Origin of the sequence: Bartonella acomydis (genome assembly GCF_039543025.1) — a bacterium.
Classification (GTDB): domain Bacteria; phylum Pseudomonadota; class Alphaproteobacteria; order Rhizobiales; family Rhizobiaceae; genus Bartonella; species Bartonella acomydis.
This window is the reverse complement of sequence record NZ_BAABIY010000014.1, coordinates 88,855-102,865: the sequence shown is the minus strand read 5'-3', so window position 1 is coordinate 102,865 and position 14,011 is coordinate 88,855. Positions and strand designations below refer to the sequence as shown.

Below are 14,011 nucleotides of genomic sequence, written 5' to 3'. Positions count from 1 at the left end.
ATATTATAATGGTTTTGCCATTTTTAGACGCTGAAAGAGCAGTTGTACAGAAGCAGAAAAAAATGTTCGTATGGGATTTTTCTCTCAAATTATTAAAGTTGTTCATTTCGGTCTTTATCACCTTGCTTGGTTTGGTGACTATTACTTTTTTTATTGGTCATCTGCTTCCTTTAGATCCCGTTCTTGCTATCCTTGGTGATAATATCAGTCAGGAAGCTTATGATGCAATGTTTCATAGGTTGGGTCTTGATAAACCATTGATTGTCCAATATTGGAACTATCTTCGCAATGTCTTTTTGTTTGATTTTGGAGATGCTTTAACTTCAGGGCGTCCTGTTTTGGAGGACATTATGCGTGTGTTTCCCGCTACGTTAGAGCTTGCTACCGTTGCGATTGTAATTGGTACGAGTCTTGGTATTCCGTTTGGTGTTTTTGCGGCAATGTATCGCGATTCATTTATTGATTATTTTGTGCGTGTTTTTACACTTATAAGTTATTCTACTCCAACATTTTGGCTTGGGTTAATGGCGTTATTGGTATTTTATGCCAAACTTGGCTGGATCGGTGGTCCAGGACGACTTGATTTTCTTTATGAATATTCTTTTGAGCCTAAAACAGGATTTTTTCTCTGGGATACTGCTCGTCAGGGGCAATGGGAAGCTTTTAGAAACGTGTTTGGACATATTATTATGCCTGCTTTAATCTTAGCTTTTGGTGCTATGGCTTATATTAGTCGTATGACTCGTGGGTTTATGATTGAACAACTTAATCAAGAATATATCATTACTGCACGTGTAAAGGGCTTATCCTTGGCGCGAACAGTTTGGGGGCATGCTTTTCGAAATGCTGCTGTGCAGATTATTACTGTTGTTGCACTGTCTTATGCTTTTTTATTAGAGGGAGCTGTGTTAACGGAAACCGTTTTTGCTTGGCCTGGCTTTGGGCATTACTTGACAAATGCTCTTTTGGCTGGAGATATGAATGCAGTAGTCGGATGTACGCTGCTTGTAGGATTTCTCTTTGTTGCTATTAATTTATTTTCTGATTTGCTTTATCGAATCTTTGATCCAAGGACACGTTAAATATGACAACAATTCATCATCATAAATCGCAAACGTCGTCTTCTTTAGGACGTTGGTTAAATGACGCTGTTCCAAGGTCAATTTTTCAAGCGAATGTACAAAGACTTTATCACGCATTGATCAAGTTTTCGCGTAATTTTTCAGCTGTATTGGGTCTGATTATTATTTTTATTATTGTCTTGTGTGCAATTTTTGCTCCTTGGATTGCTACTGATGATTTTGTTAGCAATGATCTTGCACATCGATTGCAGCCACCCTCTCTACTGCATTACTTTGGAACAGATGAATTGGGACGTGACATTTTTAGTCGTCTCATTTTTGGTGCACGTATTACGCTTTATGTTGTGTTTCTCACGACAATTATTGTAGGACCAATAGGGCTCATTGTTGGGACTGTTTCTGGCTATATAGGGGGATGGGTTGATACTGTTTTGATGCGCGTTGTTGATGTTTTTTTGGCTTTTCCCGCTTTGATTTTAGCTCTTGCTTTTTCAGCCGCCTTGGGACCAGGGATTGAAAATGCGTCTATTGCAATTTCAATTGCAGCATGGCCGCCAATAGCACGTTTAGCACGTGCTGAAACTTTGACGATACGCTCCTCTGATTATGTTTCTGCAGTGCGCTTACAAGGGGCATCTGCTTTGCGGATTATTTTGTTTCATGTTGCACCGATGTGTATTCCCTCAGTGGTCGTACGCTTAACATTAGATATGTCTGGAATTATTCTCACCGCTGCTGGTCTTGGCTTTTTAGGCTTGGGAGCTCAATTGCCAAGTCCTGAATGGGGAGCAATGCTTTCGACAGGGCGTGAGTTTATGATGACAAATTGGTGGTTAGCGGCAATACCAGGTTGTGCAATATTGTTGACAAGCCTTGCTTTTAATTTGTTGGGTGATGGGCTTCGTGATGTATTGGATCCACGCAATGGCTAAAAAATTATTAGAGATAGAAAATTTACGTATTTCTTTTCCTACAACGCGCGGCATTACAGAAGTTGTGCGCGGCGTTAGCTTTTCTGTTGGAAAAGAGAAAATTGGTATTGTTGGTGAATCTGGATCTGGAAAATCCATGACTGGGCGTGCAATCCTCAGATTGAGTCCAAGGTCGGCAATTGTCAAAGCTAAAAAAATGAGCTTTGATGATATTGATTTATTGAAGGCAAGTGAACCTCAGATGCGGACGATCAGGGGAAAGCGTATTTCAATGATTTTACAGGATCCCAAATATTCACTTAATCCCTTAATACGAATTGGCGATCAAATTATGGAAGCTTACCGTATTCATTACCGTGTTTCAAAAGCCGATGCGCGGGAGCGGACAATTTCTATGTTGGAGTCTGTTCATATTCGTGATCCAGAACATGTGATGCGCCTCTTTCCTCATGAAATATCAGGGGGGATGGGACAGCGTGTGATGATTGCAATGATGCTCATTCCAAAACCAGATTTAATTATTGCAGATGAGCCAACCTCTGCGCTTGATATTACAGTAAGACGTCAGGTTTTATCAGTGTTGGATGAGCTTGTGACCAAATCTGGAACGGGATTGATTTTCATTAGTCATGATTTGAATATGATTGCTGATTTTTGTGATCGTGTTTTGGTTATGTATGCAGGTCGTGTGTTAGAAGAGCTCCCTGCCTATAATTTATCTCGCGCTTGTCATCCTTATACTAAGGCTTTATTAGCGAGTTTGCCACGTCTTGATAATCCTGTTGATGTTTTGGCAGTTCCTGAACGCGATCCTGAGTGGTTGCATAATCCGACAATTGTTAATGGTGTTGAAGGAGCAATCTCGTGACTCATTGTGAAAATATCATCGATGTTGCTAATTTATCTGTGACTTTTGGGCATAGACATAAGGCAGTAACGGTTGTCAAAAATGTCAATTTTCATATTAAACGCGGTGAAGCTTACGGTTTGATTGGTGAATCAGGATGTGGAAAATCCACGATTTTAAATGCATTGGTTGGGCTTATACCGGACTATAGCGGACGTTTCATTTTTGATGGAGAAGAGGTCGCGAGAAAAAGGGATAAGAGTTTTCTGCGTCGTATTCAAATGGTTTTTCAAGATCCTTATGCTTCGCTTCATCCAAGAAAAATGGTTCATACTGTTCTTTCTGAATCTCTTAAAATCCATGGTATGGATAATCAAAAAGAGCGGGTGTGTGAGGCTTTAAATTCCGTTGGTTTAAATTCTTCATTTCTTTATCGTTATCCCCATGAGTTATCGGGCGGGCAACGTCAGCGTATTGCTCTTGCTCGTGCTTTAATTATCGAGCCAGAGGTTTTGTTGCTTGATGAGCCAACATCAGCATTGGATGTATCGGTACAGGCGGAAATTTTGAATTTGTTAAAATCTTTGCGAGAAGAAAAAAAACTTACCTATTTGATGGTGTCGCATGATCTTGCTGTTGTTGCACATATCTGTGAACGGGTTGGAATTATGCATAAAGGGATTATTCTTGAAGAACTCAGCAATGATGATCTGCGTAATTTACATGCACAGCATGATTATACAAGAGAGTTTTTTGAAGCCAGTATTGAACCTATTGTTCATAGAGAGCAAAGAGCGTGATCGATTTTACAGACAAAGAAAATGCAATTTTTTCAGTCATGAATTTGCTAGCAGTGCTTGAGCTTCTAATATTTAAAACCTTTATGAGAATTTCGGTTGTGAAATATACGACGGGCTTATAACATAGATTCTTTGTCTGAAAGTATTGCGCTATTTTTTGTTTATCATTTTATGTTTAGCAGTTTTATTTGGAGATTTTTCGCTTTGAATTTGTGAAAAATTACAGAAGATAGTCATATTTCCTAGGAAAGCTTCTTTTTATTTGACAATATCGTTTTATTTTGAGTTGTTTTCTTTTTTACATTTTTGGGCATTATTCATCGAAAATGCTTAAGCTTTATTCTTTATAAAATAGAAGTTTTTGTAAGAATTTTCCTTATGATAAATGATAGTTTTCAAATATTTTGCTGTTTTTAGTATAGAAGAAATGCTTTTTAAAAAAGACTATAATAAGCTAAAAAGGCAGCCTATTGNTGGTTTTGTTGAATTCAACATAAACAAATTTGAAATAAGAAAACCTTGCGGTATAGGGGGTTGTTAATTCAATATGCAAAATAAGAAATTGTTCTTATAAATCGATATATTATCTCGTGTATAGAAAGAACAGTTTGATGAGTATTTTTGTGATAGTTTGTCATAAGCTAAAAAGGCAGCCTATTGGCTGCCTTTTTTTAAAATGTATACAATAGGATAGGTTATATAATTTTGTGTTAAAACTGATAACGTATACCACCTGAAAAGCTTGCTCCAGAAATCCCCGTTTTTTGCAGCTTTTGTTGATAACTGACATCACCATGAAGCGAGAGATTTTGAGACAATTGTGCACTGATACCAAGCCCACCTTCAAGGAAAGAGCCCATAGGATCAATTTTATAATCTTTATCAATATGGATTGCTTGATCATCACCCAAGGTTTTGATGGCATTGACTTTTCCATAGAAAGAAACAGCATGGCCGTTTTCGTTACTCACAACAGTTTTGGTCAAACGACCACCAACACGGATCAGTCCTTGGTAAGGATTGTTCATATTGACGCTAAAGTTATCAGCATCTGAAATGGTATCAAACATCAAATGTTGATAGGCAATCTGTGCTTGTGGGTCGAATGTTACATCCTGAATGCCGGTGGCAAATTGTTTGCCAACAGTTGTGGAGATCGTCAACATTTTGGCATTTTTCAATTTTGCCGTTTTACCAATGAGGGCATTGGTGATGTTTCCGTTTAGGATGTTATAGGATAACAGTGCATCAAGATAGAAACCATTGTCGTGTTGTACGGTTCCATAGGCTGTAAGTGACCATTTATCTACCGTGCTTTTCCCAGCATCTTGCATATCTTTTGGGGTGAAAGAGATTTGCCCATAGGTTCCAACAAGACCGAAATGTGTTGTGGTATTTTGTCCTTCACTTGCGGTAATGTTTACCCCTCCTTGTAGAGCGGCATAGCGAAGACGAGCACCGTAGCTATATTCCAGAGGCCCCCGGGCGGATGATAATGTTCCTGTGCTGCCATAGGTATACAAGAAAAAGCCGTCCTGTTTTTCTTGTCCTTTTTTTACGACAGATGTTCTGATATTGGCTAACAGTGCATTTTGTTTCGCCATATCGGTCAATCCACTATAGAAGAGGGCTCTTGGCAGAACCAAATAGCTTGCCATTTGTGGTACAAGCGCTTCTACTGTTGAATCAGAGCCAAGCAATTCTTTATGTAAACGGAAATCCCAGAAATTCTCATTTTGACTTAAATGGTTTTGTGCACTCTCTACTTCTCTACCATTTGAAGCTGGCTTATCTTCCTCATTTCGTGAAACTCCCTCAAGAGCATTCCCGTTTATAACGTAGCTAGTGTAGTCTTTAAGAGTGTTTTCTTCTGATTCTTGAGATACGCTTCCCAAGAGGCTCTGTGTGCTTTCTGCTTTTCCACGGCTTGATGTTGGCCCATAGGCATTAAGTGTATACTTGTAAGGTAAGCCCGCCATTGTGACGTAGCCATTTGCCAGTTTGAAAGACGTTTCATTCGCTTCTCCAGATACTTGGATGAGTGAAAGACCTCGTGTATTAAGGTTGAGGGAATCTTCAGACTCTAATTCCCCATTATTTGAAAGATTGTTAAAATAAATTGTTGTGGTGCCTGAAACATTTCCATGAATAAGAAGACGGTCTGTTTTTTGTTGTTCTTTTTCTAGACCATTGCTCCACTCAGTATTGAAATAAATCCTTGCATCACCCGTTGCATTGTAAACTGTTTCTACAGTAGAGACCATATTGTCTCGCGATTTATAAACTTCAGCGGTACGCCCCACACTCAAGATCTGATATTGATCCTTCCCCAAAGCAGTTGTTACATTGGCAGATGGCGCATTAAATATAATAGAGCTATTATTAAGGCTTAGTACTGAAACAGTAGAAAGTGCTCGTTGTTTCAAGTCACTAAGATCGAAATTAAAAGTATTAAAATCAGTATCGGAGTCCTCTTGACTGACCTTTAAATACCATTTGCTGTTGTTCATCAGAGAAAGAGTTGTGGTATTTATTTTTAAGGTTCTTGCTCTTCCTTCTAGGATCGAATTGTCAGCGGCTAATGTAAGAGAGACAGGAAGAGTATCGTTATCATAATATTTACGTTTGGTTTTATTTCTCAATAAAACATCAGCACGAATTTCCGAATCTTTAAGGGAAATCTCAGCAACAGATTTTGAACCATAAGGCCCCCGAATACCGACACCATCTTTCACAAGAAGTTTGCTTTTGGTAAGACTAATTTTATTAATGATATTTTCACCCTCTTTTACTTCATGTTTTGGGGTTTCATAAAAAACGATACCACCTGCTCCACCTCTTTGGACGGTGATGGTTGAATCCTCAATATTGATTATACCATTTTTCGTTTCTAAACCTTTGTATATTGAATTCGCATCAATTCCTTTCGCATGAATGCGTCCGCCTTTTGATACAGAAAAAGCAACCGATTCTGTGTGTATTGTTGAGTTTATAATTGTGGCAATTGCTTTTTCAGTAGAGAGCACTCCAGTTTCCTTATTGCGGATAAAAACATTATTAAGAGTCTTTTCTTTTCCTTTCTCCAGCTTAAACTCATTAATAATTTCAGTGGTNGAAAAAGCCGTCCTGTTTTTCTTGTCCTTTTTTTACGACAGATGTTCTGATATTGGCTAACAGTGCATTTTGTTTCGCCATATCGGTCAATCCACTATAGAAGAGGGCTCTTGGCAGAACCAAATAGCCCTTTGTATTATGGCACGACAGTTTTTACTGTTGAATTATTATCAAGAAGTACTGGTTGTAAGCGAAAATCCCAAAAATTTTTATTTTCTCCTAAAATGTTTTGTTGAGTCCTTGTTTTACTATGCTTTGATGTTGGTCCATAAGCTTTCAGTATATATTTATAAGGTGAACCACTTATTGTGATATAGCCATTTGCGAGTTTAAAAGAGTTTGGATTTGCTTTTCCAAATACTTGAATTAATGAAAAACCATGTATATTGGTAGGAGTAGAAGTATTTGCTTTAATATTGCTCTTTTCTAAATATCCAGTGACATAAATCAGTGTAGTACCTGAAACATCACCATGAATCAGAAGACAATCGGTTTTTTGCTCTGCTATTGGCTTGCTATCACTCCACCAAGTATTGAAAGAAATCTGTGCATTGCCTGTTGCATTATAGACTGCTTTGGTATCTGGTTTTCCTGAACCTATGTGCAATGTGTGGTAATGACCTTCTGTTGGTTCTGCAAAAATAACAGAGCTATTATTGAGATTAAGAACAGAAATATCAGAACGTGCTCTTTGAGCAATGTCAAGTGGTTTTTCTTTCTGTTTCTTTTCATTTGTGCTTGTCTTTAATGTCCATTTCGTATTGTTTTGTAAATTAAAGATTGTTTTGAATTTTTTTTCAGTATTTACGCTACCTTCTAAAATGGAATGATCAGCATTTAATGCAAAAACAAAATTATTTTTTTTAGTTGAATCTTTGGTTGCTAATAAAACATCGGCATGGATTTCTGAATTTCTGAGATTAGCTTTACCAGTTGATTCATTTGCATCAATTCCAATACCATTTTTGATATGAAGTTTTGTATTGGTCAAATTAATTTCTGCTGTTTTGTTATTAGATTTTTCAAAAGTTATCCCTCTATTTTCTGCTGTTGCAGAAACATCTGTCACATCAATATGTCCATTATTATTTACAACAAATGCATCTTTTTTGGCAATGATTGTTCCTCCACTCATTTTGGTCGTACCGCCATTTTCTGAATAAAGTCCGATTTCAGCATTCTTAATCGTTGTATTCCCATATAACTCAACCAAACTGCCCATATCTTGGCTTGTCACGCTGGGAGATTTGCTACCATCTCTTGTTGTAAAAGTGACATTTGTGGTTTTAATATGTCCACCTTTTTCTGCAAACAATGTTGTGTCTCCCCTCACTGTTCCTCCTGTCATGGTGATGGTGGATTTTGAGTCTTTTGCATAGAGTCCGCTGTTATCAGATGATGTAATTTGTGCATTGTCAGTTAAAGTAATAGTGCTGCCGTTTAGGGCAGATATTGCTGCACCTTTTGCGTTAAATGATCCCCCAGAAACGGTTATTTGAGAATCATTATTTGAAACTATGCTATTGATTGCTTGCTTAACTGTTACATTTTCTAAAGTAAGATTACTGCTTCTTGCATTTATTCCATTGATTAGTAGTGCATTGTCCTTACTATTTAATATCGTTACATCTTTCAGTTTGTTATTGCTCTTACTTTTTAAAAAGTGAACGCCAGCTTCGGAACTCTTAATGGTTCCTCCGATCATTGTGATTGTGCTATCGTTTTGTCCATCAATTCCGATTTTAACATTACTAATTGTTGTATTTCCAAGCAATTTAATCACACTGTTAGAGCCAGAGGCAGCTGCACCAGCAGCTACGCCGTTGCCATTATTTGTTGCTTTTAGAGCAACATTTGTGACCGTAATATGGCCACCTCTGTCTGCTTCTAAGGCTGTAGTTTTTCCTGTCACGCTTCCTGTTGTCATTGTAATGGTGGATTTTGAATCTTTTGCAAAGAGGCCTCCTTCATCATATGATGTAATTTGAGCATTATCGGTTAAGATGATGTTGCTGCCGTTTTGAGCACATATTGTTGCGAAACTTGAATCAAATGATCCTCCAGAGACTGTTATCTTAGAATGATTATTTGCAATTATACTGTTGCCTGTTTGAGTCACTTTTACATTTTTTAAAGTAACCCCACTTGCTTTTTCTAGAAGTATCCCTAAACCTGAATTTTTCTCTTTACCGGTCGTTATTGTTACATTTTTCAGCTTATTTTCATCGCTTTTACTATTCACAAAGCCAACACCAGTTGCGGAAGCCATAATGGTTCCTCCAACCATTTTAATTCTGCCACCGTTAGCTGCTATAAGCCCGCCTTTAGTATTCTTAATTGTTGTGTTTCCATACAATTCAATCATACTATCAGAGCTACCGGCTGTTGCACCAACTCCATGGCCATTTGTTGTTAGAGAAACATCAGTGACCTTAATGTGTCCACCGTTTTCTGCAAGTAATGCTGCTTCTCCAGATACTGTTCCTCCCGTCATTGTGATGATAGAATGTAAACCATTTGTATAGAGCCCTTTGCCATTTGATGATGACATAATTTGGGAGGGGCTTTCTTTACTGCTGATTAAAGTAATTTTGCTGCCGTTTCCAGCATATATCCCTACGTCTTTTCCCTCAAATGATCCTCCAGAGATCATTATTTGAGATTGATTATATGCAACTATGCCGTGTTTTGTTTGTGTAACGGTTACATTTTCTAAAGTAACTTTACTTTCTTTGTCAGTGCATATTCCTGTCGTAAGAGTTTTTTTATTTTTACTGCTTGATATTTTCACATTTTTTAACTTGTTTTTATCGCTCTTGCTGTTTGAGAAGTTAGCGCCTAGATGAGAAACTGTAATGGCTCCCTCGATCATTTGCAGTGTAGCACCATCTTTCACTTCAAGACCGAATAAAATGTCAGAAGCAGTCCCTTTAATTGTTGTGCCATCCAGCAATTCAATTGTAGTGTTAGAGCCTTCAGCAGTTATAGCGTATGCATCGTAACTTAGGTTAGAGTGTGTTATTGTTAAATGCTTACCGTTGATTTTACTGCCGTTTTTTGCATGAAGTGCATCATAGGTTTCTCCATGTACTGTTACTGTTGTTCCATCAGAAACTTTAAGAGATTTAGCTTGTGCATTAAATTGGATACTAAACAGCACGACTACTGTTGTTGCTATAGATGACAGAAGGGATTTATTATACACGAATAGTCTCCTTTTAAAGCCCCTAATATTCACTTCCCCGCAGTCTTCAAAAGAAGAACAGAAAATAGATATTGCTTTTATTTTAATAACGCATAACTTTGCGTAGTATGTTTTGCTTTTTTTGTCAAAATTAAAGTTGAATTTATATTAAAATACGCAATATTTAATTTTACATTCATAATGTATTTTTCGGTGTATTTAAAAATAATTCTTTATATTTAGTATAATATTATTATAATATTATAAGGTGCTGATAATTCCATTTATGACTTTTTTTGATGGAAAGCTATTCTTTGATGCTCATATTCATTGGTTTATGATTAAACAGGAATAGAAAAGACAGTAAAAAAAAGAGTAGTGTTTTTACAATTATATATTTTCTAAAAAATGGGAGAGATTCTATCGTTTTAAATTCGATAAAGGTTAAAGCTTTTTATGTGTCGTTTGACATTATGTTTTGTACTGGGTGAGAAAAGGTGAGATTAGGGTGGAATATGTGAGAATTGATTGTTCTTATATACATTTTTATTTAAATATACTATGTGTTCAATCAGCTTTTGAGAGCAAAAATGAGTGAAAGCTTTGACAGAAGCTTTGAAGATTTTTTTTGAGAGTTCAGTGCTTCTTTTAAATAAATAAATTGATATAAAATTTGATGTCAAAATATACAAAACCTGATAACAAGCTATAACTAGCGAAAAGCTCCGTGCTCTCAAAAAGCTGTTGGAGTTTGCCAATGATGTTATTATACAGAAGAAATATTATAAACTACTTTGAAAAAAATGGTAGCGGAGGAGGGATTTGAACCCCCGACACAAGGATTATGATTCCTCTGCTCTAACCTACTGAGCTACTCCGCCAAAACAGAAAAATATGATGACATTATTTCATATTGTGCGGATATAAGAGGTAGAATAGTGAGATGTCAAGCACCGTTTTTAAGCTTTTTGCTTGTCATTCTATTTTATCCTCGATATGGAGTAATAGAAAAATATAATTTTATATGATGAGTTGAGGTAAGGCATAAAAATGGTGCCACGTGTAGCGGTTTTAGGTTGCGGTCATTGGGGTGGGAATCATATACGAACACTCCAAAGTCTTGGAGCTTTAGCAGCAGTTTCTGATAGTGATAGTGCTCGTGCTGCAAGTTTTGCAAATATGTACGGCGTTGATATTATTACGCCTGATGATCTTTTTGCGCATAACAATATTGATGCGCTGGTGTTGGCATTGCCTCCACAATTTCATACAGAAAATGTTGTGCGTGCCGTCAAGAATGGTAAAGATGTTCTCGTGGAAAAGCCAATCGCTTTGAATGTCGCAGAGGCTGAACAGCAAGTGCAAATTGCTCGCCAATGTAAACGGATTTTGATGGTGGGACATATTTTACGCTTTCATCCTGCTTTTGAAAAAATGTGTGAATTGGTGGAGCAGGGAGAATTGGGGGAAGTGCGTTATATTTATTCTCACCGGTTAGGCTTTGGAAAATTTCATACACAAAGCGATGCTTTATGGGATCTTGCACCTCATGACCTTTCAATGATTTTGGCTTTGACGGGATGTGAACCTCTTGAGATTCGAGGTGAGGGAGCTGCTGTCATCGATCATTGTTCTGATTTTTCTCATATTCATATGACTTTTCCCAATGGTATTCGTAGCCATCTTTTTACTTCACGCTTGTGTCCTTATCGTGAAAGACGTTTAACGGTTGTTGGAACAAAAGCTGTGCTGTTTTTTGATGATATGGAGCCGTGGGAGCGTAAATTGGCGTTGCAGCGTTATTCTGTTTGGAGGGAGAATCAACAGTGGGCTTTTAATACTGATGCGCTGGATTACATTGGTGTATGTGAAGATTTGCCGCTTACTTGTGAATTGCAGCATTTCCTTCATTGTGTTGAAACACGTCAATTACCCCGTACAAATGGTGAAGAAGCTGTTGCTGTTTTACGGATTTTAACTGCTGCTCATGTCAATTATAAGAAATAAAAGACATAAGTAGCACTTTTGCATTATTGTGATGACCAATGGAGTTAGTATGAAATTTATCGACCTTGGAGCGCAACGTGCGCGTATTGAAGACAAAATTAATTCTGCAATTGCGCATGTGGTCGCTAGTGGTCAGTATATTTTAGGACCAAAAGTAACAGAATTTGAAGAACGCTTAGCAGAATATCTCGGCGTTAAGCATGTGATTGCCTGTGCGAATGGAACCGATGCTTTGAAGATGCCTCTTATGGCGAAAAATATTGGTCCAGGGGATGCTGTTTTTTGTCCTAGCTTCACGTTTTCTGCAACCGCTGAAGTTGTCGCTTTGGTAGGAGCGGAACCTGTTTTTGTGGATGTTTTGCCTGATACATTCAATATTGATGTTGAAAAACTTTGTGAAGCAATCAAAATGATTAAACAAGAGGGACGTCTTAAACCAAAGGCAATTATTGCTGTTGATTTGTTTGGGCTTCCTGCTGATTATGCAAAAATTGTTCATATAGCGGCAAAGGAAAATCTTTTTGTTATTGAAGATGCTGCTCAATCGATGGGAGGAAGAAGCGATAATACCATGTGTGGCGCTTTTGGCGATGTGGCTGCCACAAGTTTTTATCCTGCAAAACCATTGGGGTGTTATGGTGATGGAGGCGCTATGATGACCAATGATGACCATTTAGCAGAACTTTTACGTTCAATCCTCTTCCATGGTAAAGGTGAAACCCAATATGATAATGTGCGTATCGGTATGAATTCACGTTTAGATACTATTCAAGCAGCAATCTTACTAGAAAAGTTTGTTATCTTTGAAGAAGAGATGGAAAAGCGTGTGGAAATTGCCCAATATTATTCCAATCATTTGCGAGATGTTGTTGCAGTTCCAGCAGTGGGAGAGAATGTTCGTTGTGCTTATGCACAATATACACTTAAAGTGAAAAAGCGTGACAGATTAAAGGACTATTTACAGAAAAATTCTATTCCTACCATGATTTATTATAAAACTCCATTGCATCAACAGCCTGCTTATGAACATTTTCCTTATGTAAAAGGATCTCTTGCTGTTTCGCAATCTTTAGGTGAGCATGTTTTAAGTTTGCCAATGCATCCTTATTTGACACAAAATGAGCAGGATATGATTATACAGAAAATAAGAGATTTTTATCGTTCTTGAAAAAGTGTTTTTATCTTTAAAGCTCTTTAAGAGTAGACTTTATTTGCTTATTTTGGGTGAGATTTTTTTTGATCTATAATGAAAAATAAAGCTAAAATTGGCAGCTATACTGGTAAAAGAGTGTTTTATATTAAGATGATAACAATACGATTTTTGTTATAGAAAATACAGCTGATCTTTCAAAAGCTAAATGTTTTTTAAGGTTTTAAAGGACACTTATGTAAGAGGTATCTTTTTCGTGTCGATGATTTTTTGGCAAATACATGATGCTAAATCGTTTTTGCTTTTGGAATTTTTGACCAATGCGTTGATAGGAGATGTGTTTCCTTCTTGGTGTGCTATTTGAGAAGCCAATGTTGCTGCTAATTCCTTTGTTTCTTCACGCAGTTCATCTAAGAGTTTTTGATTTTCCACGGAGTTTAGATCATTGGTCGGAATTTTTTGTAAACGTTGCTGATAATGTGCGATTTTTTCATGCATGTTTTTAATTTCCATTATGAAAGTGTTTGTTGTGTCAAGATTTTGTTTGGTTGCAATAGCCTCTTTGGAGGAGGAGTATATGTTTTGTGTGGAGAGATATAATTGATAAAGTTGTTTTGTTGCTTGGCTTAGTTGTATTTTCTGTTGCGCGTATTTCTTTTGCAAAGATTCATATTTTTGTTCGTTGTGTGCAAGTTTTACAGCATGTTGTGCACAGAGAAAATCATAGTTTGCTTGTATTTCAGTAAGTGATAACGGAATTTGCGCAGAAATACCTTTATGCGCAAAATAAACAGCTCTACGCCAGATAAGAGGGGCGAAAAGTACCAGTAACCAAGAAGTAGAGGCCACTCCAAGAATAAAAAAAAGAAGTGATTGGATAAACATAAATCCCCTT

9 protein-coding genes and 1 tRNA gene are annotated in these 14,011 nt (G+C 37.2%); 6 read left to right on the top strand and 4 right to left on the bottom strand.

All coding sequences use genetic code 11. From position 1 onward, the window contains the following. The first annotated feature begins 8 nt into the window (after positions 1-8). Genes ABD909_RS03995 through ABD909_RS03980 form a run of 4 tightly spaced genes read left to right on the top strand, consistent with a single transcriptional unit; the run spans position 9 to position 3,661 of the window. Positions 9-1,082: an ABC transporter permease gene (locus ABD909_RS03995; protein ID WP_345096673.1), complete on the top strand. Its 1,074-nt coding sequence runs from the start codon at positions 9-11 to the stop codon at positions 1,080-1,082. Positions 1,083-1,084: 2 nt separating this feature from the next. After that, positions 1,085-2,014: an ABC transporter permease gene (locus ABD909_RS03990; protein WP_345096672.1), complete on the top strand. Its 930-nt coding sequence runs from the start codon at positions 1,085-1,087 to the stop codon at positions 2,012-2,014. Next, entirely contained in the window at positions 2,007-2,882 is an 876-nt protein-coding gene (locus ABD909_RS03985; protein ID WP_345096671.1) for an ABC transporter ATP-binding protein, read from the top strand. The genes ABD909_RS03990 and ABD909_RS03985 overlap by 8 nt, the downstream gene beginning before the upstream one ends. Further along, positions 2,879-3,661, top strand: coding sequence for an ABC transporter ATP-binding protein (locus ABD909_RS03980; RefSeq protein ID WP_345096670.1), 783 nt, complete (start codon positions 2,879-2,881; stop codon positions 3,659-3,661). The genes ABD909_RS03985 and ABD909_RS03980 overlap by 4 nt, the downstream gene beginning before the upstream one ends. Positions 3,662-4,371: 710 nt before the next feature. Here the strand turns inward: ABD909_RS03980 and ABD909_RS03975 are convergent. From ABD909_RS03975 to ABD909_RS03965, 3 genes are all read right to left on the bottom strand, one after another. Beyond that, positions 4,372-6,765: an autotransporter outer membrane beta-barrel domain-containing protein gene (locus ABD909_RS03975; protein WP_425547934.1), complete on the bottom strand. Its 2,394-nt coding sequence runs from the start codon at positions 6,763-6,765 to the stop codon at positions 4,372-4,374. Positions 6,766-6,911: 146 nt separating this feature from the next. Then, the gene (locus ABD909_RS03970; RefSeq protein ID WP_345096668.1) at positions 6,912-9,980 is read right to left on the bottom strand and encodes a right-handed parallel beta-helix repeat-containing protein; all 3,069 of its coding nucleotides are present in this window, start codon (positions 9,978-9,980) and stop codon (positions 6,912-6,914) included. A 783-nt stretch (positions 9,981-10,763) separates the two neighbouring features. Next, positions 10,764-10,840, bottom strand: a tRNA-Met gene (locus ABD909_RS03965). A 169-nt stretch (positions 10,841-11,009) separates the two neighbouring features. Here ABD909_RS03965 and ABD909_RS03960 point away from each other — a divergent pair. After that, the gene (locus ABD909_RS03960) at positions 11,010-11,966 is read left to right on the top strand and encodes a Gfo/Idh/MocA family protein (protein WP_345096667.1); all 957 of its coding nucleotides are present in this window, start codon (positions 11,010-11,012) and stop codon (positions 11,964-11,966) included. Positions 11,967-12,015: 49 nt separating this feature from the next. Beyond that, a complete protein-coding gene (locus tag ABD909_RS03955; RefSeq protein ID WP_345096666.1) occupies positions 12,016-13,134 on the top strand; it encodes a DegT/DnrJ/EryC1/StrS family aminotransferase in 1,119 nt (372 codons plus the stop codon). A 216-nt stretch (positions 13,135-13,350) separates the two neighbouring features. Here ABD909_RS03955 and ABD909_RS03950 read toward each other — a convergent pair whose 3' ends face one another. Beyond that, positions 13,351-14,001, bottom strand: a complete 651-nt coding sequence (locus ABD909_RS03950; protein WP_345096665.1) for a hypothetical protein — start codon at positions 13,999-14,001, stop codon at positions 13,351-13,353. Between the last annotated feature and the right edge of the window lie 10 nt (positions 14,002-14,011).